At 43.4% G+C, this 26,471-nt stretch carries 25 protein-coding genes; 15 read left to right on the forward strand and 10 right to left on the reverse strand.

Going from position 1 to position 26,471, the window contains the following annotated elements:
- The first annotated feature begins 65 nt into the window (after window positions 1–65).
- The 4 genes from ACT3TH_RS00005 to ACT3TH_RS00020 are packed head-to-tail and all read left to right on the forward strand — an operon-like array spanning window position 66 to window position 4,053.
- On the forward strand, window positions 66–1,538 hold the full coding sequence (locus tag ACT3TH_RS00005; protein ID WP_444753812.1) for a glycosyltransferase family 39 protein: 1,473 nt from the start codon (window positions 66–68) through the stop codon (window positions 1,536–1,538).
- A gap of 49 nt (window positions 1,539–1,587) precedes the next feature.
- Window positions 1,588–2,607, forward strand: a complete 1,020-nt coding sequence (locus ACT3TH_RS00010) for a glycosyltransferase family 2 protein (RefSeq protein ID WP_444753813.1) — start codon at window positions 1,588–1,590, stop codon at window positions 2,605–2,607.
- 1 nt (window position 2,608) lies between these two features.
- A complete protein-coding gene (locus tag ACT3TH_RS00015) occupies window positions 2,609–3,085 on the forward strand; it encodes a GtrA family protein (RefSeq protein ID WP_444753814.1) in 477 nt (158 codons plus the stop codon).
- Window positions 3,082–4,053: a ChbG/HpnK family deacetylase gene (locus tag ACT3TH_RS00020; RefSeq protein ID WP_444753815.1), complete on the forward strand. Its 972-nt coding sequence runs from the start codon at window positions 3,082–3,084 to the stop codon at window positions 4,051–4,053. The genes ACT3TH_RS00015 and ACT3TH_RS00020 overlap by 4 nt, the downstream gene beginning before the upstream one ends.
- 155 nt (window positions 4,054–4,208) lie before the next feature.
- On the opposite strand, the gene ACT3TH_RS00025 is transcribed toward ACT3TH_RS00020, so the two are convergent.
- Window positions 4,209–5,138: a branched-chain amino acid transaminase gene (locus ACT3TH_RS00025; protein WP_444753816.1), complete on the reverse strand. Its 930-nt coding sequence runs from the start codon at window positions 5,136–5,138 to the stop codon at window positions 4,209–4,211.
- 241 nt (window positions 5,139–5,379) lie between these two features.
- Window positions 5,380–8,259 (reverse strand): bifunctional [glutamate--ammonia ligase]-adenylyl-L-tyrosine phosphorylase/[glutamate--ammonia-ligase] adenylyltransferase, encoded by a 2,880-nt coding sequence (gene glnE, locus ACT3TH_RS00030; protein ID WP_444753817.1) that lies wholly within the window; start codon window positions 8,257–8,259, stop codon window positions 5,380–5,382.
- 214 nt (window positions 8,260–8,473) lie between these two features.
- Between glnE and tusD the strand changes: the two genes are divergently transcribed.
- The 4 genes from tusD to ACT3TH_RS00050 all read left to right on the forward strand — a co-directional run bounded on the left by tusD (window position 8,474) and on the right by ACT3TH_RS00050 (window position 10,190).
- The gene (gene tusD, locus ACT3TH_RS00035; protein ID WP_444753818.1) at window positions 8,474–8,935 is read left to right on the forward strand and encodes a sulfurtransferase complex subunit TusD; all 462 of its coding nucleotides are present in this window, start codon (window positions 8,474–8,476) and stop codon (window positions 8,933–8,935) included.
- Between the two features lie 80 nt (window positions 8,936–9,015).
- Complete coding sequence (locus ACT3TH_RS00040; RefSeq protein ID WP_444753819.1) at window positions 9,016–9,339, forward strand: hypothetical protein; 324 nt, start codon at window positions 9,016–9,018, stop codon at window positions 9,337–9,339.
- A 141-nt stretch (window positions 9,340–9,480) separates the two neighbouring features.
- Window positions 9,481–9,810 (forward strand): hypothetical protein, encoded by a 330-nt coding sequence (locus ACT3TH_RS00045; protein ID WP_444753820.1) that lies wholly within the window; start codon window positions 9,481–9,483, stop codon window positions 9,808–9,810.
- A gap of 41 nt (window positions 9,811–9,851) precedes the next feature.
- Entirely contained in the window at window positions 9,852–10,190 is a 339-nt protein-coding gene (locus ACT3TH_RS00050) for a TusE/DsrC/DsvC family sulfur relay protein (protein ID WP_444754255.1), read from the forward strand.
- Between the two features lie 75 nt (window positions 10,191–10,265).
- On the opposite strand, the gene ACT3TH_RS00055 is transcribed toward ACT3TH_RS00050, so the two are convergent.
- Entirely contained in the window at window positions 10,266–10,832 is a 567-nt protein-coding gene (locus tag ACT3TH_RS00055; protein WP_444753821.1) for a tRNA (cytidine(34)-2'-O)-methyltransferase, read from the reverse strand.
- A 251-nt stretch (window positions 10,833–11,083) separates the two neighbouring features.
- Here ACT3TH_RS00055 and ACT3TH_RS00060 point away from each other — a divergent pair, with 251 nt between their 5' ends.
- Entirely contained in the window at window positions 11,084–11,224 is a 141-nt protein-coding gene (locus ACT3TH_RS00060; RefSeq protein WP_444753822.1) for an entericidin A/B family lipoprotein, read from the forward strand.
- Window positions 11,225–11,278: 54 nt separating this feature from the next.
- Here the strand turns inward: ACT3TH_RS00060 and hemW are convergent, their stop codons facing one another.
- Window positions 11,279–12,550 (reverse strand): radical SAM family heme chaperone HemW, encoded by a 1,272-nt coding sequence (hemW, locus tag ACT3TH_RS00065; RefSeq protein WP_444754256.1) that lies wholly within the window; start codon window positions 12,548–12,550, stop codon window positions 11,279–11,281.
- A gap of 290 nt (window positions 12,551–12,840) precedes the next feature.
- Between hemW and ACT3TH_RS00070 the strand changes: the two genes are divergently transcribed.
- The 5 genes from ACT3TH_RS00070 (at window position 12,841) to accC (ending at window position 18,407) form a co-directional block, all read left to right on the forward strand.
- Complete coding sequence (locus ACT3TH_RS00070) at window positions 12,841–13,341, forward strand: EVE domain-containing protein (RefSeq protein WP_444753823.1); 501 nt, start codon at window positions 12,841–12,843, stop codon at window positions 13,339–13,341.
- Between the two features lie 171 nt (window positions 13,342–13,512).
- A complete protein-coding gene (locus ACT3TH_RS00075; protein WP_444753824.1) occupies window positions 13,513–14,553 on the forward strand; it encodes a hypothetical protein in 1,041 nt (346 codons plus the stop codon).
- Between the two features lie 289 nt (window positions 14,554–14,842).
- Complete coding sequence (locus ACT3TH_RS00080; protein WP_444753825.1) at window positions 14,843–16,210, forward strand: MATE family efflux transporter; 1,368 nt, start codon at window positions 14,843–14,845, stop codon at window positions 16,208–16,210.
- Between the two features lie 248 nt (window positions 16,211–16,458).
- On the forward strand, window positions 16,459–16,890 hold the full coding sequence (gene accB, locus ACT3TH_RS00085) for an acetyl-CoA carboxylase biotin carboxyl carrier protein (protein WP_444753826.1): 432 nt from the start codon (window positions 16,459–16,461) through the stop codon (window positions 16,888–16,890).
- A 158-nt stretch (window positions 16,891–17,048) separates the two neighbouring features.
- Entirely contained in the window at window positions 17,049–18,407 is a 1,359-nt protein-coding gene (gene accC / locus ACT3TH_RS00090; protein WP_444753827.1) for an acetyl-CoA carboxylase biotin carboxylase subunit, read from the forward strand.
- A gap of 131 nt (window positions 18,408–18,538) precedes the next feature.
- Here the strand turns inward: accC and ACT3TH_RS00095 are convergent, their stop codons facing one another.
- Together ACT3TH_RS00095 and leuA are read right to left on the reverse strand one after the other, a co-directional pair.
- Entirely contained in the window at window positions 18,539–19,159 is a 621-nt protein-coding gene (locus ACT3TH_RS00095; RefSeq protein WP_444753828.1) for a hypothetical protein, read from the reverse strand.
- 262 nt (window positions 19,160–19,421) lie between these two features.
- A complete protein-coding gene (gene leuA, locus ACT3TH_RS00100) occupies window positions 19,422–21,206 on the reverse strand; it encodes a 2-isopropylmalate synthase (RefSeq protein WP_444753829.1) in 1,785 nt (594 codons plus the stop codon).
- A gap of 218 nt (window positions 21,207–21,424) precedes the next feature.
- Here leuA and ACT3TH_RS00105 point away from each other — a divergent pair, with 218 nt between their 5' ends.
- Window positions 21,425–21,913 (forward strand): Lrp/AsnC family transcriptional regulator, encoded by a 489-nt coding sequence (locus ACT3TH_RS00105; RefSeq protein WP_444753830.1) that lies wholly within the window; start codon window positions 21,425–21,427, stop codon window positions 21,911–21,913.
- 11 nt (window positions 21,914–21,924) lie between these two features.
- Here ACT3TH_RS00105 and ACT3TH_RS00110 read toward each other — a convergent pair whose 3' ends face one another.
- From ACT3TH_RS00110 to prmC, 4 genes are all read right to left on the reverse strand, one after another.
- The gene (locus tag ACT3TH_RS00110; protein ID WP_444753831.1) at window positions 21,925–23,166 is read right to left on the reverse strand and encodes a YbfB/YjiJ family MFS transporter; all 1,242 of its coding nucleotides are present in this window, start codon (window positions 23,164–23,166) and stop codon (window positions 21,925–21,927) included.
- Between the two features lie 94 nt (window positions 23,167–23,260).
- Window positions 23,261–24,607: an ABC1 kinase family protein gene (locus tag ACT3TH_RS00115; protein ID WP_444753832.1), complete on the reverse strand. Its 1,347-nt coding sequence runs from the start codon at window positions 24,605–24,607 to the stop codon at window positions 23,261–23,263.
- Window positions 24,608–24,707: 100 nt separating this feature from the next.
- Window positions 24,708–25,502, reverse strand: a complete 795-nt coding sequence (locus ACT3TH_RS00120; protein WP_444753833.1) for a HesA/MoeB/ThiF family protein — start codon at window positions 25,500–25,502, stop codon at window positions 24,708–24,710.
- A gap of 87 nt (window positions 25,503–25,589) precedes the next feature.
- Window positions 25,590–26,462, reverse strand: a complete 873-nt coding sequence (prmC, locus tag ACT3TH_RS00125; RefSeq protein ID WP_444753834.1) for a peptide chain release factor N(5)-glutamine methyltransferase — start codon at window positions 26,460–26,462, stop codon at window positions 25,590–25,592.
- Window positions 26,463–26,471: the final 9 nt, after the last annotated feature.

Below are 26,471 nucleotides of genomic sequence, written 5' to 3' on the forward strand. Positions count from 1 at the left end.
GCCACTCTAAGCCGTGGCGTTCTTTTTTTGTACTACTGAGCATATATTTTCTACTATGGAGCATCTTGCCGGCTCTTATAGCGAGTAGTGTGCCATTTGATGTCAGTGAAGGTATTAATTGGGGAAGTGAATGGCAATGGGGATATTATAAACATCCCCCATTGTCCTCGTGGATACTGTACAGCTTTTATCAAATATTTGGGCATGTAGGCCCTTACTTATTGAGCCAGCTGTGCGTATTGCTGACGCTGTTTTTGGTTTATCAATTGGGCAAAAAGATTTGGTCGAAAGCAACAGCCTTACTTGGCGCCCTATTGACACTTGCTGTTTTTTATTATGCTTATCCAAGCCTTGAATTTAATCATAACGTTGCTCAATTCCCAATTTGGGCCGGGTTATATTTGGTGTTCTATCAGGCGCTGACACGCAATCGTCTGACCGATTGGCTGCTACTCGGTATATTTGGCGGTCTTGGTATGCTGACCAAATACAGCGTTATCTTTTTGCTATTGCCGATGGCGATATATCTAGTGTTGCCAAAACAGTGGCCTTTACTTAAGCAGCCACAGCCGTGGATAGCAGCGTTTGTCATGCTAGCGATATTTGCGCCGCATTTATATTGGCTTATGATGCATGATTGGTTGCCATTAACTTATGCCAATGGACGCTCGCATGAGGTGATTGAGACTGCCAATGGTATTAAGCGTCATTTTAGTTGGCTGGGCTTTCTCGCTGCACAGATCGTCGCTCACGTCCCCCTGTTAATAATGCTTGGATTTAATCGTAAGCGTTTGCTTGGTATTAAAGACTACAAGCAAAGCCTACCTGTTGGTGCGTCGCTATTGTGGTATCTTTGGCTGGCGCCAATCATATTGCTAGTGATACTAAGTTTGGTGTTTGGTATTGGATTGCGTGACATGTGGGGCATGCCGATGTGGGCATTGTCAGGGCTTCTTGCCGCTTCTTTTATCGCACCAGCCGCTCAAGTATTCACCACTACTAAATTGCGTCAAGCATTAACGATCTGGCTCACACTTGCCACAGTACTGATGGTTGTGTATGTCGGTTTTGGCGATAGAATACGTCATAAACCTTCGCGGATGAATTGGCCTGAGCAAGCGTTGGCGGCACAAGCCAACGATACATGGCAAATGCTGAGTAGTTGTCCGCTTGATAGTGTGTCAGGTGATCGCTGGCTTGGTTCATTGGTAGCCATGAATATCGGCTTCCCATCACAGATGATTTCAGGACCTGCCAGTCATTCACCATGGATGAGTACTGAACGTATTCAGAAAAACGGGACACTAGTCATATGGCAAGACGGTGACGATATCGTGCTACCTTTGCTAGATGAGATAACAGCAACCAATACTCCCATAACCAATAACGCCAATGATAAGGTTAAGAATAGCCCGAAGGCTTTGGTAAAGCGACAAGGTCAATGGCAAATTGATTGGCGCGATACCAAGGCGACTGAGCCTTTAATAGTAAAATGGACGGCTTATGTCCCTAGTAGTTGTCTTAAGTCGCCTCAGTAGATTACAGTTTATTGATTATACCGCTCAACCCATTTTGATAAGTGTGCTTATGTCTCAAAACCATTCTAACTTGCCTTACTTGTCCATCATCATGCCAGCGTACAATGATGCCGAGGCAGTACAGGCATTTTTACCAAAAGTATTTGCGTTCACCAAGTCGTTCTATGCGCCCATAAATGACGACACCGTTACAGATAAAACAGTCGTGGCCAGTTGCGAGATTATTATCGTTGATGATGGCAGTCAGGATGATTTGACTCAAGTAGTGGCTACTTTAATGTCAACTCGACCAAACAATACAGCGCTTCATCTGATACGCTTGTCCCGTAATTTTGGTAAAGAGCCTGCGCTTAGTGCTGGACTTGCCAAAGCGCAAGGCAATGTCGTTGCTATGATTGATGCTGACGGTCAACACCCTTTACCGGTCCTAACGCAAATGCTTAATATGATTGCGCAGCCCGATATCGACATGGTGGCAGGGATTCAGGCAAATCGTCCCCATGAGAGCAAGCTTGCAAAAACATTAAAAGGCAGCTTCTATCTTTTTATTCAGGACAGGCAGCGTTATGAAATTCGCCCCAATGCTGGCGATTTTCGTGTCATGAACCGCAAGGTTGTTCAAGCGTTGCGTCAGCTTCCCGAACGCCAACGTTTTATGAAAGGGTTGTATGCATGGGTGGGATTTAATACTGTTTATCTACCCTTCACCGCAGACAACCGCGATACCGGTGAAAGCAAATTTAACTACGGCGGTCTATTTGAATTGGCTTTAGTTGGCATTACTTCTTTCTCGCAAAAACCTCTACGTTGGATATCGCGAATGGGGTTTTTAGTCTCTGCTTTGGCATTTTTATACGGTTTGTACATTGTTATTGATACGCTGTTGTTTGGAAGTGATGTCGCAGGCTGGGCAACCGTTGCGGCGGGTATTATGTTCTCTACTGGTATACAGCTGGTCTGTATCGGTGTGATTGGCGAGTATGTGGGCAGGCTATACGAAGAAGTGAAGCAGCGACCGCTATATCTAATTGATGAAACCATCAGTAGCGAAAAACAGGTTGATGAATAAAATGACTACAACAAAATCAACGACAGCAAAATTAACAGCATCCACTTCCCAGCAAGCATTATGGTTTTTAATCGTTGGTGCAAGCGCTGCATTAGTACATTTCTTAGTTTTAGTCAGTATCGTGAGTTTGACTACTACCACACCGACTTGGGCAAATGTTATAGCCTTTTTGCTTGCATTCGTTGTGAGTTTTTTCGGTCACTTTTACCTAACTTTTCGTCAATCGCCATCCCCTTATGGACATAGTGATAATAGTAATGAGCAAAATTTTCACGTGCCTTCTTGGCGCAACTCACTACCAACATTGATAAAATGGTTTACTAGTTCAGCGGTCGGTTTTGCAGCCAATCAAAGCTTGTTTGTATTGGGTTTAAACTGGTTTGGTGAGCGTTACTACATACTTATATGGATAGTAGTTACTGGCATCATCACCGTAATGACCTTCTCATTGGGTAAACTTTGGGCGTTTAAATCATGACAACAACTACCTCTCAGCAGCATTCGTCTAAAACCTTGGACAACGCGCGTGCTGTTATTATCAATGTCGATGATCTAGGTCTATCAAGTGCGGTAAATGACGCAGTATTGCAGCTCGCAGAGTGCGGGCGCATCGGTGCCAGTAGCTATATGGTAGGCGGAACGATTACGGATAGTGAGATAAAAGCATTGACTCAGTTGAATGTCGATATAGGCTTACATTTGGACTTAACCGGTGTTTTTCCATCTCCATTACGCGGTTCTCTCAAATCGATTGTTGTAGCGAGCTACTTACGTCAACTGAATTCTGCGCAAGTAAACGACGTTATCAGCCAGCAACTTGATGCCTTTGAAGACTGTTTTGGACGTGCGCCTGTCTTTGTTGATGGACACCAACATATCCATCAGTTTCCAGTTATCCGTCAACATTTAATCAATGAGATCAGCACCCGTTATGGTAAAGATACCCAAAAACCTATCAGTGCGAGAGTTACGACGCCTTTAGTTCACGACATAAAATCTTGGATTATTTACGCACTTGGTGGCAATGCGTGGCGTAGGCTATGCGAAGACCATCACATTGCTACCAATGATCGATTTGGTGGGGTGTATGGATTTGACGCTACTAGCCAAGAATTAGGCGCGCTTTGGGAGACTTGGCTACAAAAGGCTCCGCGTACCTCTGGCTTATCCCCTGCACTTCATACACAGCCATTTGCTACTGAACCACTTAGTACCCTTAATCAGCATGACAACGCCATGGATTCTGTTCCACGTCCATTGCCTACATATTTATCTGCTACGCTCATTATGTGTCATCCAGCTGTACCTGATAATAGCTGGCAGGACGATATCAAACAGGCACGCGAACGTGAATACAGTTGGCTAATGAGCAATCAGTTTGAACAATTGCTGCAACAGCATAATGTCAAACTAGTACGTTGGTCAGATATCACTGCATCAGTATAAATGATTAATCAGTTTATAGCATGCCGCAAAAAAGCCCAGATTATAAAGAATCTGGGCTTTTTCATAGAAGAATTTTGAATGGATATCTTAATCGTTTTATAGACAATGAAGTATCTGTCTATAAAAACCAATCGATCTAACTTAATCAATAAAGCTTAGTCAATAAAACTTAACCAATCCATGTACTTCTCATTGCGGCCATGTACCACATCAAAGTAAAGCGTTTGTAGCTGTTCAGTCAACTCACCACGACCACCATTACCAATGGTACGATCATCATATTCACGTATTGGCGTGACTTCAGCAGCGGTACCCGTCATGAAGATCTCATCTGCTAAGTAAAATTCATCACGCGTAATACGGCGCTCTATCACTTTAATACCCAAATCAGCTGCGAACTGTAAAATGGTGCGACGAGTAATACCGTCAAGTGCCCCGCCTGATAGATCCGGCGTATGTAGCACACCATCTTTGACCAAAAATAAGTTTTCTCCAGCACCTTGGCATACAAAGCCTTGTGGGTCCATAAGGATTGCTTCGTCATAACCATTGCGAGTGACTTCTTGGTTTGCCATGATAGACACAGGATAATTACTAGAGGCTTTTGCCTTACACATCGTGACATTAGGCATGTGATGTGTGTAAGACGAGGTTTTTACACGGATACCGTTTTTGATACCTTCATCACCCAGATAAGCGCCCCAATGCCACGCCGCAACCATCGCATTGATACTGTTTTCACGCGACGAGATACCCAGTTTTTCTGCCCCTACCCAAATAAGAGGACGAATATAGGCTTCTGCCAAGTTGTTCTGTTTGACCACATCTTTTTGGGCCTGCTCGAGGGTCGCGGCGTCAAAAGATATATCCATTTGAAAGATTTTGGCAGAACCCAATAGACGCTCAGTATGTTCTTTTAAGCGAAAAATCGCGGTACGATTATCAGCCGTTTGGTAAGCGCGAACGCCTTCAAACACAGCCATGCCGTAGTGCAAACTGTGAGTCAGTACGTGGACTTTAGCATCTGGTTGTTCAACCATTGTGCCATTCATCCAAAGCTTACCATCCTGTGTTGCCATATTCATTTTATAGTCCTTATGTTAGCGCTAGCGTCTAACTTTTTAGATAGATTTTATTCAATAGTAGATATCAACATCATATAATAACACCGCAGCGGCAAACTTTATGGTTAAAAATATAACTTCATTATTACTCATGACTGCCAGCGTTATTGCGATGTATGATCGATTATATCACTGGCAGTAGCGGCAAATGAAATCTTTTGGTTTGTGGCGGGTAGGCTATTATTTATAATCAAACTCTCTTTTAAGGTGCAGGAATATCTTTATCTGCCATATCGACGCCCATCAAATGTTGCCACTGAGCTTGCAGAAGTGCTCGCGTCTCTTTCCATAGTGATTCGTCAACCAATAGCGACTGTTCTGATAATGCCAGCTGATGGGTGGCCGCTCGGATTCTGAGATAAGCATCTGTCAAATCCTGACAGACTGACGCCTCCCAAATACCAAGAGATGCGACTTCTTCAAAGATACGCACATTGTCACTCCATTTGGTCAAACTGCGATACTCATGCGAATAAGCCAACACAGCAAATTGTGCTAAGAACTCAATGTCTACTATTCCACCTACATCTTGCTTAAGATGAAACTTGCCAGCTTGCTGTTCCCATTGACTCGTCCCCAAATGCTTCTGCATTTTTATGCGCATACTAGTGACTTCAGAACGCACTTGATCGATTGTGCGCGGCAACGCCAACACATCTCGACGAATATCACAAAACTGTGCTGTCACGCGTCTGTCCCCGCAAATCGCGCGCGCACGAACCAATGCTTGATGTTCCCAAGACCATGCTTTTTCAAACTGGTACGTCTCAAAAGCATGGCAAGACACCACCATCATACCAGCATTGCCAGAGGGGCGCAGACGCATGTCAATCTCATAAGCACGCCCATCTCGAGTTTGCGTGTTGAGATAATTCATAAGCTTTTGGACCAAGCGCGCAGCGAATTTCATTCCGCTTACTGACTTCCCGCCTGTGGTCATGCCCTGCTCTTTTATTTTATGTAAAAACACTAAATCTAGGTCTGAAGAGTAGGACAATTCTAGCCCGCCAAGCTTGCCATAACCGATAATAGCAAAACCACAATCTGCTTCGGTTACCGGATCGCCATCTTGACCGATGGGATAGCCGTAGCGTTTAACCAGTTCTGCAAAAGCACGTTCCAGCGCCGCTTCTAATACCACCTCGGCAATATACGTTAATGAATCTGACACCTTCATAATTGGACGCTCAGCCAACACATCACTGGCCGCAACCGCGAGCACTTGGTTCTTTTTAAACAGACGCAAAACGCTAAGCAGTTCTTCTTCGTCATTCGGCTCGACGCGCAATAATTGCTGACGTAAGATATCACGCAACTCGATCTTGTCTGGCAAATGACGATAACGTTGCTGCAAAAAGCTGTCTAATAGCACAGGATACTGTGCCAACTCTTTTGCAATCCAAGGGCTGGCTGAGAGCATGGGGATCAACTCAATCGTCGCATTGGGATTTTCTGCAATCATGACCAAGTATATCGAGCGGCGACAAATCGCTTCGATTAAGGCTATAAGACGTGGCAAAGCGGCGTTAGCCAGTTGCTGCTGTTCTTGGTGCGCGAGTAACGCATGCACAATCACAGGATATGCATCATCTAAACGCTCGCGAGCCTCCTCGCTTAAATTGGCAACCATTTTTGACTGCCAAAAATCTTGTAGCAATTTACTATTTTCTTCCGTTAATATTTTATACAACCGCGCAATCTGCTCATCCAAACGCTCAGGCTCAAGGTCACTTTCTTCTTGATCGGGCACATGGCGTTCAGTAACCATGCGTTCAAAGGGCACATTTACATTGTGTCGATGCTGATTGAGTACACTGAGCAATGACTCCCAGCTATCAAATCCAAGTGTGATAGCGAGATTATATTGCCAATACGGATCATGAGGTAAACGCTGAGTCTGCTGATCGTTAATCGCCTGAATACCATGCTCAAGCCGGCGTAAAAACCGATAAGCCGCTTGTAGTTGCTGATAAGTTGATGACTCTAGATATCTGAGTTCACACAATACTTGCATCGCCTGCAAACAAGATTTTACCTGTAGCTGTGGATGGCTACCTCCGTAGATTAACTGGAAAGCCTGTACAATAAATTCAATATCTCTAATGCCCCCTGCGCCAAGCTTGATATTGTCTAGGTCTTCACGCTGAGCCACTTGGTTTTGAATAAGAGACTTCATCTCTCTGAGTGCTGAAAAAGCACTGTAGTCGACATAATAGCGAAAAACAAAGGGCTTAATGAGTGCTTGTAACTCATCATAGAACGGCGACTCTATTTGGCCTACCACTCGCGCTTTCAACCATGCAAAACGCTCCCATGCGCGACCATGTAACGAAAAGTACTTTTGTAGCGCAGACAGGTGAATTGCCAAATCGCTGCCGTCACCCCATGGGCGCAAACGCATATCGACGCGAAAAACAAAGCCATCGGCTGTTTTATTATCCAACAATTTAATGATGCCTTGACCCAGCCGAGTCATAAAACGTTTGTTGTCTATACTGCGCGTGCCTTTGGCTTTATCACCATTGGTTTCGCCGCGTCCCTGATGAACAAAAATAAGATCAATGTCACTCGACAAATTCAGCTCGTGAGCACCAAGCTTACCCATGGCCATAATCGCCATGTCATCAATTTGCACATTACCTTTAGCATTGATAAAGGTCGGTTCACCATACTGTTTAATCAAATGCTGGTACGTGTAATCTTTAGCAAATGAGATACAACCATCAGCAAACTCAGACAGCTCATCGGTCAATTGCTCAAGCGCTATTACCTGTAAAGCATCTTGCCAAATCCAGCGCATCATTAGTAATGTACGCAAATTGCGCAAGCCACTCATCACCTTTGCTTCATCAGCAAGTTGGTAGTTTTCATCCAACGTATAATCTTGAATCAAATCATCGATTTGTTGACGCGTTAACGTCTGATCAAGAGGATAGCTGCGCAAAAACGTTTGACACGAAACCGTCCGGCTCTCCCAAATCTGATAAGCAAATCCACTTGCCGTTTGCAATACTTGCAGCTGTGCCACTGTCGGCTGATAATCTGTCGCATTGTTCTTATTTGAAGGCATAGCAGGTAACATAGGGACATAAACTCCTTGCATAGAATGATAAGACTACGTGAACCTAACGCATAAGTTTATTGTTTTTTTCTTACGAGGCAGTCACTGTACTGAACAACAGTAATTAAATAAGTTTCAGGTATAAAACCACACTTCATCACAGTGCGCCTAGTTGCTTTGAGTGGCTTTATGTTAGCATAAACCACTTTAGCACAGATAATTGGCAAAACCTCCTATGACAACAACGACGCCCCTACTCTTAATCACTGCTGATCCCAGCCACCCGCTTGCTAAGCTAGCGTTGCGTTATGCCCATGCCTATCTTCAAAGCGCTGCCAATAAAGAAACCGTAGATCCAAAAGATGAACACAACCAGACAAATAATAACGACCTTAAAATTAAAAAAACGCTATTAAATGTCTTTTTTTATGGCGATGCCGCCCATATCGCCAATGGTTTGCGCTGGCAGTCTGCCGATCAACTGGATTTAACCAAAGAGTGGCAAAATCTCGCTAAGCAGTATGAATTATCGCTACCCGTCTGTGTTAGCACCGCGCTTAGTCGCGGTATCAGCGATGCAGACAACAGCGCACGCCATCAGCTTGATAGCGACAATCTTGCCACAGGCTTTACCTTAGTCGGACTTAGCGAGCTTGCTATGATGATGCAGAATGATAGTCACTTGATGCAGTTTTGATAAAATGTCGCCTAAACAATCATCTTGGATAAAATGCGACATCACTGCCAGTCAGTGACCAACCAGATTAGGAATCAATCATGAAATTATTAATTCAGCTGCATACCCCAACTGAAACGGCCAGTTATGAAGGCTGCGCGCTCGCGCTGACATTAGCGACCTTTGGTCATGACGTTCAGCTGTATTTAGACGCGCCTGTTTTTGGCTTTTTGATGCAGCCTGAGTCACGTTTGCACGGTATGATTCAATCGCTTGAACTATACGACATGCCAGCGGCTTGGTTGCCTAATGATGTGTTTAGCGGCTGGGTCACGGGTATGATACCCGCTGATTTGGCATCACAACTGACTCTGATACCTGAGGTTGTGAACTCACAAGATTTCGAGCAAATACTAAGATTTTAGTGGCTCATATCTTGCCCAAATAAATATGCACTCAAACGCTAGATCTAGTTGATTCACTTTAAAACGGTCCAGTACGACCGTATGTACCACTTTCATTATAGATTGACTACACTAGAACAATGACAGCAACCGGACACCGTTATGGCAACTTTATATCAATTACACAGTACGATGGACATGCTCAGACGCAGTACCGAAGAGATATCACGCACGTGGCACGCGGGTGATAGTATTGTCTTACTTGGCACAACAGTCGCTTTCATTGACTGGTTCAATGCCTATTTAGGCGAAAGTGATGTACAAGATATCGCTGGTATCTACGCCCTGATAGATGATGTCGTACAACTGACGACTGAAACCTGCGACAGACTCAATATAAACGATAAATTAACAGGTGTATTAACAGATGAAGAGTGGGTTAATCTGACTCAAGACAGCCAATTTGATAAAGTAGTGACAATCGCCTTATGAGTAACGACAGTGTAGGTAATGACAATATAACTAAAGACAATATGACTACTGATGTTGTGCCAGCTGTGAACATTGAGTTGGATCAAGACGGTCATTTGTGTGACCACACTATATGGACACCTAATATCGCTCAACAGTTGGCTGACACTTTAGACGTAAAATTAGAGATTGAGCATTTACAGGTTTTGCAACAAGTACGAGCGTTCTTTAAAAAATTCAATCACGCGCCAGCGACGCGACCACTCATTAAGTGGCTACAAAAAACCTTGCCCGATCACGATATGAGCAATCAAAAACTACAGCAACTATTTAATACAGGGCTAGTTGCACGCCATGTCAATCGCTTGGCTGGCTTACCAAAACCACCTAACTGTTTATAAAGGATTATTAATCACCTTTTTATTTAAGTGTTGAGGACGTAATATCTAATGCTCAATCAGTAACGAAATGGGACATTATTTTGGATCATAGACAGTTAACGTCTCATAACCAATGCTACGTCCTTCATCGCCCATAAATCCTTGCTGACGCCATATCTCATAAAGGCAGATTGCCACACTATTAGACAAGTTTAAGCTGCGTGAATCAGCAAGCATGGGCAATCTTAACCAATTATCCGCTCCGATATCTTCCCGAATATCATCAGCCAATCCTGCGGTTTCAGAACCAAAAACCAGTGCGATACTAGGTATTGCACTAGTCATCGAGGCTTCTTCTTCAGCTCCTTGCTTTCCACTAAAATCATACTCATAAAAAGGCTTACTAAGCTTAGTCGTCAGTGCGGTAATCTTTTGGCAATTAGCCGCTTGTAATGCCTGTCTTGCTGTTCCCCAATCCTCATGTACTTGCAGATGTGCATATTCATGATAGTCCAAACCTGCACGGCGTAGCTTTTTATCATCCAGCTCAAACCCTAAAGGCCTGACCAAATGTAGCTGCGCGCCCGTATTTGCACATAAACGAATAATGTTGCCTGTGTTACTGGGCATCTTTGGGGCTACCAATACGATATGAATAGTCATACTTACTCCTTAAGTGGTCAAAGCGGGTTGATGCTTATATGCTATGTGTAATCAAAAGTTACAGTTTACTGTCAATAATTACATTTTGATACTGTGCAGGGTTTTTAACTTTCACTATGATGTCTCTAACGGATAGCAAGATAATATTTATACATTATTATTTATCCAATAACCCCCAGTGAGGCTGGAGTGTAACGCTCAGCATCACTGTTATTGTTTATAACCACCCATTTATTTTTGAGGATTCTATTATGAAAAAAGTAATCATCGCATCTTTGACTGCTATGTTTGTTCTAACTGGTTGCAATACTTTTAAAGGTTTAGGCCAAGACGTATCAAGCGCTGGTAATGCTGTAAGTAACACAGCGACAGACGTAAAACAGAAAATCTAAGTTTTAATACACTAGATTTTTTCAAAAGCCTATCATTTATTTGATAGGCTTTTTTTATAAGAATGCTCGCAATATTTGATTGAGATAACGCTGTCCTAAAGCCGTTGGTTGCAAGCGCTCCGTACTTTCTACTAGCAATCCTTGTGCTACCAGTTTGTCCACTTGTGTAGCAATGTCGCTGTAAGCAAGCCCTGTTCTGATTTTAAACAATGACCACTCCACCCCGCCGTGTAAGCGCAGTACATTTAGCATAAACTCACTGACTAGCTCATCATTTGCAATTTTCTGCCACCCAACCATTTTTGGTGCATTACTTTTAAGCGCGCAATCTATAAATGTATTTTCTATGGACATATAGTCTTTTGGCAGACGTGACTTACTAAAACGATAAATACCTACCTCTGTCGATAACTTGGTCTCTAGTTTTTTATTTCTCTCTAACAATATTGACATATCTTCATCTGATTTTGATGACGTATGCCCAATCGTTACTTTGCCATGCGCACCAGCACCAATCGCCAGATAATCTCCAAACTGCCAGTAGTTGATATTGTGACGACATGGCTTGTCAGACCCGCCTGCCCAAGCTGAGACTTCATAATTATCATAGCCCAATTGCTGTAATAACGCCTGACCTGCTTGCTCAATATCAGCCAAATTGTCTTCATCTGGCAGAATGGGCTGACTACGGTAAAACACCGTATTAGGCTCAATCGTCAGCTGATACCAAGAGATGTGGGTCGCACCAGCATCGTGCGCCATTTGAATATCGCTCAGCGCTTCACTCATGGTTTGCTGCGGCAATCCATGCATCAAATCCACGTTGACCCGCTCAAATCCTGCCGCGCGAGCTGCTTGAATCGCTGCTAGTGCCTGAGCAGGATCATGTATACGACCGAGAGTTTGTAACTTATCTGCGGCAAAGCTTTGTACTCCAATCGACAAACGATTGATACCCACATCTAAATACTGAGCAAAAGGCGCATGCTCAAGCGTGCCGGGATTGGCCTCCATTGTCACTTCGATGTCATCAGCAAAGCTAAAAATACGACGTAACTCAGAAAACAGTCGTTGATACTGTGCAATAGGTAGCAATGACGGCGTACCACCGCCTATAAATATTGAGGTGATCCTTCGCCCTTGCGCCAATGACTGTTGCATACCAGCATCCAGCAACAGCGCATCTACGTACTCGTCATACATGGATAGCTGAGTATCAAGCGGCAGCTCGTGCGAATTGAAATCGCAATAAGGGCACTTTTTGACGCACCATGGGACATGGATATAAAGCGCTAGTGGAATATCGCTCACCTCTAACGCACCCATAGTAATGCCCTCGAAGGATTTACTATGACTTGGAAAATGAACAGATTGAGTATTTGACATAAACAAAGGTATCTATAAAAAGGTGTAAAAATGGGTAGCTGCTGTCATTATCAAAAGGTAGCGCTAGGATAACGGCAAGAGGGCGTAAAGAAAAGCATAGCAATGATAAAATTATCAATAAGACCGTTTACAAAAACGGATGTTAAAACTGGTGGCTTACAGGCAAGATATTGAGACCATATTAAATAAGAAATTTATAACAAACAGTTAATAATATAAGGATAAAGTAGATGGCTTATTGGTTAATGAAATCCAATCCAAAATTTTTTAGTATTAAAGACTTAGAGCGTTTGGGAACAGAAGGTTGGGACGGTGTTCGCAATTACCGTGCCCGCAATTTTATGCGCGATGATATGCGTGTTGGTGACAAAGTTATTTTTTATCATTCTAGCGCCAAGCCATCTGGCGTTGCTGGCATCATGACTGTCAGCAACGCAGGCTTGCCCGATCCCACCCAGTTTCATCCTGAGCATCGTCATTACGACCCTATCGCAACGGAAGAGGCGCCGCGCTGGTATATGGTAGAAGTGACCTTTGAGCAAGCTTTTATAGATGTTCTGCCCTTATCAGAGCTCAAATTTTTGCCAGCTCTTGAAGACTCACTGTTGCTCAAAAAAGGTTGTGAGCAGCTCACCATCATTCCCCTTGAGACCAAACATTGGCATGCTATCATGGATATGGCAGATGTTCTTGATTTACTACCAGACGACGTCGAGACTTACTTAGATTAGAATAGTGGTATAAAACTTTTATACTCTAGGGCGTGTGTTCAACTCAATCGATAGTTATTCGCCTACTTATTGTATAAATTTGCTATATTAACGAGCACAGATTCATTGTTCTGTCTTTTTTGTAACAACCATTTATTTTAACAGTCATGTATTAATCATTAGGATCTCGTTATGAGCGCACCCAAACTGCTATCGTCTGCCCTAACCCTCAGTATACTCAGCTTAACACTTAGTGCTTGCGGCAGTGATGGTGACAAGGTCAAAGAAGAATATGACCGCATAGAAGATCAAGTAAAAGACGAATACGATCGTGTGGAAGACAAAATCAAAGAAAAGTACAAAGAAGTCGAAGATAAGCTGAGCGATGATGAAAAATCTATGGCTGAAATTCTAAAATCAGTCTTTTTGCCAGAAGAATCGCTCGATAAATTCTTGGATAAGCTTACGCCAGAAGGCGGACGTGGTGGTCTTTATGTTGGCTACTTCGTCGAAGTAGAAGACGGTGACAACGATGATATTGACATCGGCGGCGTATATTTTGACATCAGTAAAGATGGCGCGGGCAGCGTCGATGGTAGCATTAGCTATCAGCAGCAAGCCTGTCAAGAAAACAATACTTTGGGCGTGAACTCGGCGTTGAAGGTTGATAACTATATCGCGGGCAAAGTGACTGGTAGTCTCGACACCTTGAAGTTTTTAGATGTCAAATATATCAATGACTTGGGGTTAGAAACGCCAAACTTACTGACCACGTTCGCTGGTAGCTTTGAAGAAAACGAAGCAGGCTCGCCGTGGAAAGGCAGTTTTGAGTACCAAGATGGGTTAGGCGGCAAAAAACTATCAAGTGGAGAGAACGATTGTAATGTCACTTATACCATTAGTGATCGCTCTAACTTTAAAACCTACCCACTTGATTATCAACTTGGTAATATAAACCTTGATATCGTCGGCAATGGTAGTCAAAAAAATGTCATCTGGCAAAATCCTGTTAATACAAAACATGTATTGGTCAGCCAAATTGATGTTAATAAGGCAAAATCTGGCTCTAACGGCTATGTCCAAAATCTGGTATTGACTAATCTTGAAACTCAGTTTGCGCCTGTTATTCCTAATGAGTCAACCAATTACGCCATCGTCGTACAAGCGTTCGATGCAAACAATGTATTGATTGGCTATCAAGCAGTGGTACAAGATTTACCAGAATCCTTATAAAGAATGGGTTTTAAGGGCAACTAGTGCGTCTAAAACGTTGACATCATAGCCCAGCTTCTTTACCATCTTCTCTACTTATGACCTGTCCATTCATCTTTTGAATTGACGGGTTATTTTTATTTTGGTGCCTTTCATTTTATTTCGTATTCGGCCTTTATAGGCTTGCTCAGATTATTTGTCAGAATATCATCATCGGCACCCCTTCTACCTTATTGTCCGCTCTTAATTTGTTGATGGCAGTATTTGCTCATCAACAATAATGACTACAAAGAACAAAAAGTTGCTCACTATGGTTTTTCCATTATCTTTCAAAGATTTCAAAAGCTACAGCTTACGCTTAGGCGTGCTCGCGCTTCCTATTTTAATTACTCAGTTTTGCCAAGCCGCACTTGGGGTGGTCGATGCCATTATGGCAGGTCAAGTTTCTGCGCTTGATTTGGCCGCTGTAGCGGTAGGGTCAGGTATTTGGCTTCCTCTGTTTTTATTAGCCACTGGTATTTTAATCGCAACCACCCCGCTCATTGGTGAGGCTATCGGTCAAGACCAGCATAGCCAAGTGCCGCATATCACGCAGCAGTCTTTATGGACAGCAAGTGTCCTTGGTATTATTGGCTTTATTGTCGTCAATTTAGCGCCCAATGTATTGGGACTCATGGGTGTGCCTGAAAACATCCAGCCAATTGCTACGCAGTATTTGCATGGTGTATCCTTCGGCTTCCCTGCAATAGCTGTCTATGCGGTGTTACGCAGTTATTGCGAAGCGCTTGGCCGACCTGAGCCTGTGACAGTTATTAGTATCATTGGTTTGCTTGTAGACATTCCTCTGAACTATATCTTTATCCATGGTTTATTTGGTATGCCTGAGATGGGCGGTGCAGGTTGCGGAGTCGCGACTGCCTTGGTCTTATGGATAAATGTGCTATTGCTTGCCGCTTATACCAGTTTTACTAAGCGACAGCAATTTGCTAGTACGCGTTTTTTCTATGCCTTTGCCAGTCCCAATCGCACACAAATCAAGAAGCTACTCAAACTTGGTATCCCTATTGGCATATCCATCTTTTTTGAAGCCAGCCTGTTCAGTTTGGGAGCGCTCGTCATCAGTCCATTGGGTGAGCTGGCAACAGCATCGCATCAAGTGGCACTGTCAGTAACCTCACAACTGTTTATGATACCTATATCAGTTGCTATGGCATTGACCATTATGGTGTCCAATCGCTTTGGTGAAAAAAATATAATGGCACTGCGTCAAGTGCAAGTGACTGGTCTGATATGGACCGTGATAATCGCACTCACTTGCATGCTTGGCATATGGCTGTTTAGACCGCAATTGGCAGCTGCTTTCACCGACAACCCAGCAGTTATTGCACAATCTATGCACCTACTTATCTTTGCGCTCGGTTATCAGCTCTTTGACGGCTGGCAGGTAAACATTGCAGGCATATTGCGCGGTATGCAAGATACCGCTGTGCCAATGTGGGTCACGCTCTTTTGCTATTGGTTGGTCGCTTTGCCACTTGGTGTTTATTTGGTGCGTTTTACTGATATCGGAGCGCAAGGGTTTTGGATAGCACTAATCACCGGCCTATTCTTATCCTCCATCCTACTGACACTTCGTCTACTCTATCAACAAAAACGTCTAACAGCGCTGTGGGGCTAATTACTTTTTCGATGTATCTATACGTAGCGTCTGTTTATATTCACTGGCGCTATGGAGCCACATAGATTATGATAAATCGTTGAGATTTCCTTACTCGTAAGATAGCTTACGTCATAATATGTAAAAAAACTCAGTTAACAACTGTACATCGATTGCTCATTTGACTGAATATAGGTATCATTAGCAATTATCTACACAATATTTAGTTACACTATTTCTCGAATTTAGTACAAGGCAAAATTAAAACTATGGATATTGAAAAAATACGCACCCTCATCGCTCTTATGGAAGAAAGTGAACTGGTTAATCTAGAAGTTAGCTCAGATGATGAGCATATCAGTTTAACTCGCCACTATGATGCGCCTGCACCAACGATGATGGCAGCACCTACAGCTGGTGCTGCACCGATTGCTGCTGAAGCAGCGCCTGCAGCAGTAAAAGCAGGTAGTGTTGAGACGTCACCAATGGTCGGTGTTTATTATTCAGCCCCTAGCCCTAATGACCCGCCATTTATAAAGGTTGGACAAAAGGTACAGGCTGGCGACACCTTAGGTATTATTGAAGCCATGAAGATCATGAACCCTCTTGAAGCGACCCAAAGTGGCGTTATTGATGAGATCTTAGTTAATAACTCTGAAGTGGTACAGTTTGGTCAACCTGTCGTACGTTATAAAGCTTAACGACGAGACTTGCCATACTTTATCTCATGCTGATAGAGATATCGTTATCATTTATAAGACACTTTAATTTAAGTGATCTTAAAATAAGTGCATGTTGATTTCACCATGCCACAGATATCGACTCTATCAATGACTGCTGCTTCGACGAGGATGACCCCATGATAAAAAAACTGCTCATCGCCAATAGAGGTGAGATTGCCCTGCGTATCGTTCGAGCCTGTAAAGCGCTTGGTATAGAAACCGTAGGCGTCTATTCTACGGCTGATGCAAATTTGATGCATCTGCGCTTTGTTGATGAGGCAATTTGTATTGGCAAACCCAATGCCAATCAAAGCTATCTTGATATCAATACTATTTTAACTGCGGCTGAAATTACTGGTGCTGACGCCATTCATCCCGGTTACGGTTTTTTATCAGAGAATGCTGAATTTGCCGAACGTGTTGAAGAAGCAGGTTTAACTTTCGTTGGTCCGAATGCTGACCATATCCGCTTGATGGGCAACAAAGTCTCAGCCATTAATGCCATGAAAAAAGCAGGTGTACCGACGGTACCCGGCTCTGTTGGTGCTGTGACGCTTCATAATGCAGAAGAACAAGCGCGCAATATTGGGTTTCCGCTATTGATAAAAGCAGCGTCTGGCGGCGGTGGTCGTGGTATGCGAGTAGTCGAGCGCTTTGAAGATATTGTCGGTCAAGTACAAGCCGCTAAACAAGAAGCAGAGCTATGGTTTGGAGACGATACTGTCTATATGGAGCGTTATCTACAAAACCCGCGTCACGTAGAAGTACAGGTACTGGGCGATGGCAATGGTAATGCTATCCATCTATACGATCGAGATTGTTCGCTACAACGCCGTCACCAAAAGGTACTAGAAGAAGCCCCTGCTCCTGACATCCCTGATGATGTGCGCGAACCCATATTGAGAGCTTGTGTTAAAGCCTGTGAGCTAGTGAAGTATCGCGGTGCCGGCACGTTTGAGTTCTTATTTGAAAATAACGAGTTCTTCTTTATTGAAATGAATACTCGTGTACAGGTTGAACATCCAGTTACTGAGATGATCACAGGTATTGATGTGGTCGTTGAGCAGCTTAAAATTGCTGCAGGTTACGGCTTGTCTTATCGTCAAAGCGAGATTGAGATTCAAGGTCATGCAATTGAATGCCGTATCAATGCTGAAGATGCAGCGACCTTCGTTCCCTGCCCAGGTACGGTCAGCCAGCTGTTTGCCCCAAGTGGTGCAGGCGTACGCTTTGATTCACACTTATATCCCGGCTATGAAATACCGACCTACTATGATTCGTTGATAGGCAAGCTTATCTGCCACGGCCAAACGCGCCAGCAAGCGATATCTAAAACGCTACATGCCCTTGATGAATTAGTCATTGAAGGTATTAAAACCAATATACCTTTACACCGTGATGTTATTTTAGCGGATGATGATTTTGTTCAAGAAGCGCAAAATATTCATTATCTAGAAAGAGAGCTTTTGAACGCGAATAAAGCTAAAAAGTCGTAACTCTTTAAAAAACTAGGCATGACCTATTCAAACTCTTAATACTAAAATAAATAAGTCCCATAAAAAAACCGCTATTAGATAGCGGTTTTTTTGTGCAAGTAAATAACATCTGAAGAACTATTATGACCTTACTAGGGTAATATTCTATTAAAATTCATAAAGCATTCATTGCCATCAGGATCAGCACACCACTGCATTTGGTTGCCGTCATGGTTTACAAATGCAATCATTGCTTCATCTGTTTGGTCAATCTGATTACCTGAGCAATCTACCTCATTGTTATCATAAACTGTTTTGATAGCAATAATGGGCAGCCCTTCTTCACGGTGGGTAATTAAATAGCGACCGTACGTCAACTCTTTACCACTTACCGTCCACACTTCGTTATCAGCAGCGAAATTGTACAACTCACGACATTGATTTGATTTTTTGGCAGAAGCAACCAAGTTTTTATTGGTATTCGGCTGGATGTTAATAGCCCGATTTTCATTTTGAGTGAGAACACCGCCCTCAGTACCAGCAACTACTTCTGGCTCATTACTTTCTATCTCTTGTCCATCTTGTGATGCAGCTTGCCTAGCTTCGGCTTCTTTTGTCATCGTAATGCCGCTATCTAAATCTATCTCCCACTGTCCAGCAATGGCCGGACTAATATGGGTAGTAATGGTCGGCTTACTAATAACTTCACCATTCGCTGGCAATGAGGCCAGAAGCGCTGCCAATGAAAATGAAGCAAATGATATAGGTTCCATAATTAACCTTTTGATTGTAATAATATGCGTTATATACATTAGCGTAAGTCTTAGACACCAAAAACACAAGTAACATTATGCTATCAGTCCTGCTGCCTTACTACTGCAAGATAGACAGTGATGCCTAAACTCGCATTCTACAATGAGCCAGATTCCTTTAGTCAAAAAAATAACGCCATCGTTTTGCTCATGAGAAGCAACAGGTGATGGCGTTATAAATAGAAGCTATTAAGATTATTAAAACTTATAAACCATCTTAAATTTAAGCGGCTGTTGTGTCTGCTGCTTGAGCAAAAGCAGATAACGCTCCTTTTAGCATGGCCGATACTGTACTGCTACAGGTACCGATACCCGAATAAACCTCTCCGTCGACATTTAGCTGAATATAAGCTGCTGCATTGGCGTTGGTTTTATTATCCTTATTAGTGTCATCATCAATGCCATTACTACTATTGTGATGAGGATTGATAGCATGCTCAGCATAGTTAATGATATGTAGAGACTTACCTGTATGTTGTGCAAGGCCGTCAATAAACGATGATAACGGCCCATTACCTGTGCCATCGATATCAATGACATCGCTATTCATTTGCACCTGACCTTTAAAGTAAACGTCCCCGCCTTTGTTATTGACACTATAGTCTAATAGCTCAAACTTGCCTTGTTGTAAATACGTGTCCTCAAAAGTCTGCAAGATTTCATCGTTCTGTAATTCACGTGCCGCCGTCTCCGCTTGCTTTTGTACCACACCGCTAAAGTCAATCTGCATCCAGCGTGGCAAGTTAAAACCATAATTGCGCTGTAAAATATAAGCAACGCCGCCTTTACCCGATTGGCTATTGATACGTACCACATCTTGGTAGCTACGACCAATGTGAGCGGGATCAATCGGTAAGTAAGCCACATCCCAAACATTGTCGGTCTCATCTTGGTGCTTCTCATTATAGTCGAGCGACTTTTTGATAGCATCTTGATGCGAGCCGCTAAAGGCAGTGAAGACCAGCTCGCCCACGTAAGGATGACGCGGATGCAGAGGTAAATTATTGCACTCACTGACGACCTGTACAATTTCACTCATATTACTAAAATCAAGCTCAGGATCGATACCTTGGCTAAATAAGTTCATGGCCATGACCATAATATCCATGTTGCCTGTTCGCTCGCCATTACCTAATAACGTACCTTCGATACGATCAGCACCAGCAAGTACACCCAGTTCAGCAGCAGCAACGGCACAGCCACGATCGTTATGCGTATGCAAACTGATAATTACATGCTCACGATGAGCAAGGTTTCGGCAAAAATATTCAACCTGATCAGCAAACACATTGGGCATAGAAGCCTCAACGGTCGCTGGTAAATTAAGAATAACCTCTTGTCCTTGCTGTGGCTGCCACACTTCACAAACCGCATCACAGACTTCTACTGCATAGTCAGTCTCTGTTTGGCTAAAGCTTTCAGGTGAATACTGAAATACCCAATCGGTTTCAGGATATTTTGCGGCATACTGCTGCAATAACTTGGCACCAGTGATGGCAATCTCTTTGATTTCATCTTTGTCTTTACCGTATACCTTTTCGCGTTGTACACGGCTGGTGGAGTTATAAACATGGACAACAGCACGCTTTGCGCCTTTTAAAGATTCAAAGGTACGAGCGATCAAATGCTCACGAGCCTGTACCAATACCTGAAGCGTGACATCGTCAGGCACATGGTTTTCTTCAATGAGTTTACGAGCAAAGTCAAATTCAACCTGCGCCGCTGAGGGAAAACCAATCTCAATCTCTTTAAAACCCACTTCTACTAAGGTTTTGAAAAAACGCATTTTTTGTTCGATTGTCATGGGATCAATCAGAGCCTGATTACCATCACGCAGGTCCACACTTGCCCATATCGGTGATTTCTCAATCGTTTTGCTCGGCCAAGTACGATCTGGCAGCGATGGTGCGAAAGCAAATGGACGATATTTACGAAAATCAAAGGTGGTACTTTTCGGCGTCATCTTATTAGGGGTTGCGACGCCAGGGCTTGTGGCTTGGTCAGACATAATCAATCCTTAGATGATATGGGAATTTAAGTAGTGGGATGGATGGTTTATTATTAAATCATAGTTTGCCATATAAGATAACTCATATGTACAGCATTATAATATCAAAGTTCATAGAATATAAATCCGCTTTTTTTCATTCTATTTGACACCATTTTAGTGAAAATCATCATATTTATGTCTATAATTAGTCAAATTAACTAATGAAACTAAATATCATGTCAAACTCTCGTTTTGATAACACACCGATAGCGGATGTCGATGAGATCGACAAACAGTTATTACGCTTATTACAAATGCAAGCACGTATGAGTATTACCGAGCTTGCCGAACGCGTCAATCTTTCTGCTACCCCTTGCGCGCGCCGTATTAAACGTTTAGAAGATGCAGGCATTATTACGGGTTATCACACCAAAACGGACGCACAAAAAATAGGCTATCCACTAGCAGTCTTTATTGCTATTAGTATGGATCGTCATACTGCCGAGCGTTTTGAACAATTTGAAGCTAAAATTCAAAGCTTTGATGAGGTCGTGAGCTGTAGCATTGTCACTGGTCGTAGCGAAGATTATCTTATTAAAGTACGGGTGCGCGATATGGCGCATTATGAAGAGTTTTTATTACATAGACTGAATCGTATCGAGGGCGTCGCTCAAGTACATACCAGTTTTGAATTACGAGAAGTGTTTAGTCGCAGTGTGATTTGAGGCATATTAGATTAGGCAGCAGACGGTGACTGACGACGAAACAATAAAAGTAGTATCAACCCAATTCCCAGACCGATAGCGGCAACAAGTAAGCCTGCATTAAAGTTGCCGTCTTGCCCTGCCAACGCTACCGTGACCAATGGACCTAAGAACTGCCCTAACGCATAGGCCAATGTTGCCAGTCCTATCAGCAAATTTGAGTAAGCAGGATTGATGTTTTTAATCAACGTCAGCGTCATTGATACCATACCAACGAAGGTCAAACCTAAGATGGCAGCATTACCGTACAAACCCATAGCCCCATCAAACCATATGGGCAAGCACATGCCAAATGCCTGCAATACGGTCAAGCCAATTAGGGTTTTTATTTCACCAATGCGTTTGGCGAGTGCGCCCCATAAGGGATTAGATAACATTGCAAAGATACCAACGACCAACCAAATCAATAACCCAGCATACGTCTGCGTCGTTAGCCGCTGTGTGGCCATAACGGGCAAAAAAGTTGCAGAAGTAATGTACCCGAAACCCGCCAGCACATAGCTTGCTGACAATACAGCAATGGCTTTATGATGACCTGAAATTGCCTCATATAATGCTTGCTTAAAGCTCAAATAGGTCTGATGTAGAGATAAGGGCGGCCTAGAATGGCTCAGGTCAGAGTGTATGGGCTTTATCGCCCAAAGTAACCATAAGAGCGGTAAACTACTCAGCCCTGCTACCAGCCAGATCACATCGAAATGATAGCCTAGCGTCAATAGCCACCAAGTCAGTATGGCAGAGGCACTGATGCCAACTCCAATGCCCGAATAGTGTAATGCCGAAAGCACAGATCGGCGTGCGGGACTTAAGCTTTGAATGACAAAAGAGGAGCTTAAAATCATAGCCACCCCACTTGCGATCCCTGCTACTAGCCGAATGACATACCATATATTCAATGACATATCGGGTATGACCAGCAGCATTGTTGTGATGACACTTACAATGGTCCAAGTCATCATTGCTTGCCATGTAGAACGCTGGGGCACAAACATAGCAATGAGTGCGCCAATAAAATAACCGATATAGTTGATCGACGCCAGCCAGCCTGCAATTGTCGTCGATAATGATAACTGCACCATAATGTCAGGCAAGGTAGCGGTAAACAAAAAGCGTCCATAACCCATGACTACTGCCATGCAGTAAAGACCTATACAAGCAATGGCAGTCTCATTCGTTATGGTAGGAAAAGCACGGCCTTTGAAAGCAGTAGTCATGACAGAGCCATTTTGTGGCAATTAGCACACAATTCATTGTGTTAAAAACAATCAAAAACCATGACGCCTAGATCGTTTGAGATATTACTATTGGTTAAGAAACATCCAAAGTTTGCGCCGATTCAGTCTCTGTTTGTCCTAGCATTTGCACCCGCTGATCGCTAAACATATCCATGTCAGGGGCAAGCGTACGCATGAACCGATCAAAATATAGCATCTGCTTCGTCAACAACGCAAAGTCACGAGGAAAGTGAATGCCATGGCGCTTACCAACTTCGACAATCTCAAGCATCATGGTATTTAGCTCATCGGCCTGCTCTTTACTATTAAAAGGCACTCCGCTGGTAAAAGCTTTGTCTTCTGCCATGATGGTTTTCATCATACGCTGTAGATCATTGCCCAATGCCACCACGTCTACCTGATTGCCACCATGAGTCATCTCCATATCAATCATATGACGCGCCATCGCTTGATAATCGCTATCCTGCATCGCTTGCATCATACCCATACACGCACGCCAGCTCTCCGCTTTTAACTTACCAACGATACCAAAATCTAAAAACCCAATACGTCCATCGGTCAATAGCATTAGATTACCAGCATGCAAATCGGCATGGAAGCTATTGCATAGCATGAGGCTTGCAAACCACGTGTTTAACGTATCAGCCATCACTTGCGCAGGATCGGTACAGTACTGACGCATCAGCGATTCATCTACCATTGAGACGCCATATAAGCGACTCATTGTCAGGACGCGCTTGGTGGTTAGGGTCTCATATACTTCTGGCGCCACCACACGAGTATTGCCTGATACAGCCAAAAACTGCTGAAAATCACGAATGTTTTGTGCTTCAGCAATAAAGTCCGTCTCAGCAAGCATACGCAGACGAATCTCATCAATAATCGGTGCAATACTTGCAAATCTCATTGACGGCATCAGTAATTCAAGCAATTTGGTGACACCATGCAAAACACCCAAATCCGTCTGCATGATAGTTTCGACGCCAGGTTTTTGTACCTTTAGCACGACTTCATCGCCGTTATGCAAACGTGCTGCATGAACTTGAGCGATAGACGCTGACGCCAATGGCTCGACATCGATATGAGCAAACTTATCATCAAGCGTCATACCCTCAATTGCCAACTCTTCTTTTAATACTTGTTCAATATAAGCATAAGATAAAGGCGTGGTTTGATCCAAGCAGCTTTGAAACGCTGTGACATAATCGCGAGGAAACAGCGACGGCGTACTGGCAATAAACTGACCAATCTTGATATAAGTCGTTCCCAATTGCTCAAAGGTCTCTTTTAATAGCATAGCGTCAGGCTTTTCACCTTTCACGACTCTAAGCGCAGAAAGACCAGCAACGCTCGCCGTTTGGCGAACACGATTGACAACATTAAACGTATGCTTTAATAAATGCGGGCGATGAATTTTCATAAAAAACAACTATGGTGATAAAAAGAATGTGTGAGAACGGATATTATAACAATGATAAAAACAATAAATAGAAATACGCGAAACAGTCGTTAACCATTCATTAGTAACTACTACAGACAGGACATTCTGGATCTTTGCGATAGCCCATTAGCCGTTGCTCCATTCGGCTACCATCCCATAGTAATAGCTTGTTTGTCAGTGGATTTTTGGTTAATCCCAAATACTGTAAAGCAGCATTGGCTTGCAGATTACCCATGATGGCTGTGGTACTGGCAAGCACACCTGAATTGGCACAAGTGCGTTCATCTGCTGCTGCGTCAGCGACTACTGAACCAAATAAGCAATGATAGCAACCCGTATTTAAATGCGGTTCAAACAATGCCAATTGACCTTGCATCGCAATCGCGGAGGCGGACAATAACGGAATCTGGTAGCGCACACTAATGCGATTGATAATATCGCGCGTAGCAAAATTATCGGTACAATCTAAGAGAAGATCTGGCTTCCCAGCCGCCATGTCCAGCAATTCGTAAGCATTGTCTTCACTTAGTCGAGCCACTGTACCGCACGCCGTTACCAAGGGATTGATTCGCTCTAACATTTTCGCCGCTGTCAGCGCCTTGGCTTTATCGATATCTTCAGGCAAAAACAGCGTTTGTCGCTGTAGATTGCTGGCTTCAATCACATCATCATCAATCAGATGAATATGACCAAGCCCTGCACGTACCAATGTCTCAGAAGCTGGGCAACCAAGACCACCTGCCCCTATCATGACCACGCGAGACGACTTTAGTCGTAGCTGAGCATCGATATCCCAACCATCAAGCAATATTTGCCGTGCGTAACGCAGCAGCTCAGTGTCTAATAGTTGCTCTGTCTCCGATGAGTGCGCCATATTCATTCAAAACCTATGATTAAAGAAGCTCGTTATTAAACAATTCGATTGTAAACAACTTGAGTATCGATTATAAAAGCAATCTGACTAGCAACCTTGACCAAGCGTCACGCGATCATTGCCGCCATAATCCTGTACCGTACTTACTGACCCAAAGCCATTATCCAAAAACAGTTGGCGGACAGCGCGACCTTGATCGTAACCGTGTTCAATAGCCAAAAGCCCACCTTTGCATAAATAGTGCGTTGCTTGCTGGACAATGTGTTCGATATCGGCCAAACCATGATTGGGCGCACTTAATGCACTGATTGGTTCTGCTACCAAGCGCGTCAAATGTTCGTCGGCTTCATCTATATAAGGGGGGTTGGATACGATGATATCAAATAAGGGTGTGTCTTGAGTGGAGAGCTTGTCATACCAACTGCTTTGTACAAACTCGATATTGGTCACTTCATTGAGCACTGCATTATGCTGCGCTACGTTCAGCGCCTCTGACGACAAATCAACGGCAACCACTTGCCAATTGTCTTTTTTGAGTTCATACGCAAGACTGATGGCAATACAGCCAGAGCCTGTGCCCAAATCAAGCAGACGCTTACCATGTGTCTGCGTTGGCTGATCACTTATCCAGTTCAACACTTGCTCAATTAAAATCTCAGTGTCCGGTCTGGGAATCAAAGTATGCTCATTGACCATAAAGTTCAGCGACCAAAAGGCTTGCTGACCTGTTAAATAGGCTAATGGCGTACCTTGCTTCATCTTAACCACACCAGCATTGAACTGCTTTTGCTCATCTTCTGTCAGTTCATAGCTTTCATCGGTAATTAAAAATAGTGCCGACTTATTGATGACATGTAGCAACCAATCCGTTATCCAAAACGATGGCAGCGGACTGATTGCCTCCTCATTCGTCATTTGCTGAATCTGAGTCTTAATTTGACGAATGGTCAATGCTGTCATAGATAACTC

The organism is Psychrobacter sp. AOP22-C1-C5 (genome assembly GCF_052378885.1).
Taxonomy (GTDB): domain Bacteria; phylum Pseudomonadota; class Gammaproteobacteria; order Pseudomonadales; family Moraxellaceae; genus Psychrobacter.

Bases quoted from the DNA above. Each gene is read 5' to 3' on its own strand.
- ACT3TH_RS00010 (WP_444753813.1), top strand. From the start codon at position 1,588: ATGTCTCAAAACCATTCTAACTTGCCTTACTTGTCCATCATCATGCCA.
- ACT3TH_RS00015 (WP_444753814.1), top strand. From the start codon at position 2,609: ATGACTACAACAAAATCAACGACAGCAAAATTAACAGCATCCACTTCC.
- ACT3TH_RS00020 (WP_444753815.1), top strand. From the start codon at position 3,082: ATGACAACAACTACCTCTCAGCAGCATTCGTCTAAAACCTTGGACAAC.
- ACT3TH_RS00025 (WP_444753816.1), bottom strand. From the start codon at position 5,138: ATGAATATGGCAACACAGGATGGTAAGCTTTGGATGAATGGCACAATG.
- glnE (WP_444753817.1), bottom strand. From the start codon at position 8,259: ATGTTACCTGCTATGCCTTCAAATAAGAACAATGCGACAGATTATCAG.
- tusD (WP_444753818.1), top strand. From the start codon at position 8,474: ATGACAACAACGACGCCCCTACTCTTAATCACTGCTGATCCCAGCCAC.
- ACT3TH_RS00040 (WP_444753819.1), top strand. From the start codon at position 9,016: ATGAAATTATTAATTCAGCTGCATACCCCAACTGAAACGGCCAGTTAT.
- ACT3TH_RS00045 (WP_444753820.1), top strand. From the start codon at position 9,481: ATGGCAACTTTATATCAATTACACAGTACGATGGACATGCTCAGACGC.
- ACT3TH_RS00050 (WP_444754255.1), top strand. From the start codon at position 9,852: ATGACTACTGATGTTGTGCCAGCTGTGAACATTGAGTTGGATCAAGAC.
- ACT3TH_RS00055 (WP_444753821.1), bottom strand. From the start codon at position 10,832: ATGACTATTCATATCGTATTGGTAGCCCCAAAGATGCCCAGTAACACA.
- ACT3TH_RS00060 (WP_444753822.1), top strand. From the start codon at position 11,084: ATGAAAAAAGTAATCATCGCATCTTTGACTGCTATGTTTGTTCTAACT.
- hemW (WP_444754256.1), bottom strand. From the start codon at position 12,550: ATGGGTGCGTTAGAGGTGAGCGATATTCCACTAGCGCTTTATATCCAT.
- ACT3TH_RS00070 (WP_444753823.1), top strand. From the start codon at position 12,841: ATGGCTTATTGGTTAATGAAATCCAATCCAAAATTTTTTAGTATTAAA.
- ACT3TH_RS00075 (WP_444753824.1), top strand. From the start codon at position 13,513: ATGAGCGCACCCAAACTGCTATCGTCTGCCCTAACCCTCAGTATACTC.
- ACT3TH_RS00080 (WP_444753825.1), top strand. From the start codon at position 14,843: ATGGTTTTTCCATTATCTTTCAAAGATTTCAAAAGCTACAGCTTACGC.
- accB (WP_444753826.1), top strand. From the start codon at position 16,459: ATGGATATTGAAAAAATACGCACCCTCATCGCTCTTATGGAAGAAAGT.
- accC (WP_444753827.1), top strand. From the start codon at position 17,049: ATGATAAAAAAACTGCTCATCGCCAATAGAGGTGAGATTGCCCTGCGT.
- ACT3TH_RS00095 (WP_444753828.1), bottom strand. From the start codon at position 19,159: ATGGAACCTATATCATTTGCTTCATTTTCATTGGCAGCGCTTCTGGCC.
- leuA (WP_444753829.1), bottom strand. From the start codon at position 21,206: ATGTCTGACCAAGCCACAAGCCCTGGCGTCGCAACCCCTAATAAGATG.
- ACT3TH_RS00105 (WP_444753830.1), top strand. From the start codon at position 21,425: ATGTCAAACTCTCGTTTTGATAACACACCGATAGCGGATGTCGATGAG.
- ACT3TH_RS00110 (WP_444753831.1), bottom strand. From the start codon at position 23,166: ATGACTACTGCTTTCAAAGGCCGTGCTTTTCCTACCATAACGAATGAG.
- ACT3TH_RS00115 (WP_444753832.1), bottom strand. From the start codon at position 24,607: ATGAAAATTCATCGCCCGCATTTATTAAAGCATACGTTTAATGTTGTC.
- ACT3TH_RS00120 (WP_444753833.1), bottom strand. From the start codon at position 25,502: ATGGCGCACTCATCGGAGACAGAGCAACTATTAGACACTGAGCTGCTG.
- prmC (WP_444753834.1), bottom strand. From the start codon at position 26,462: ATGACAGCATTGACCATTCGTCAAATTAAGACTCAGATTCAGCAAATG.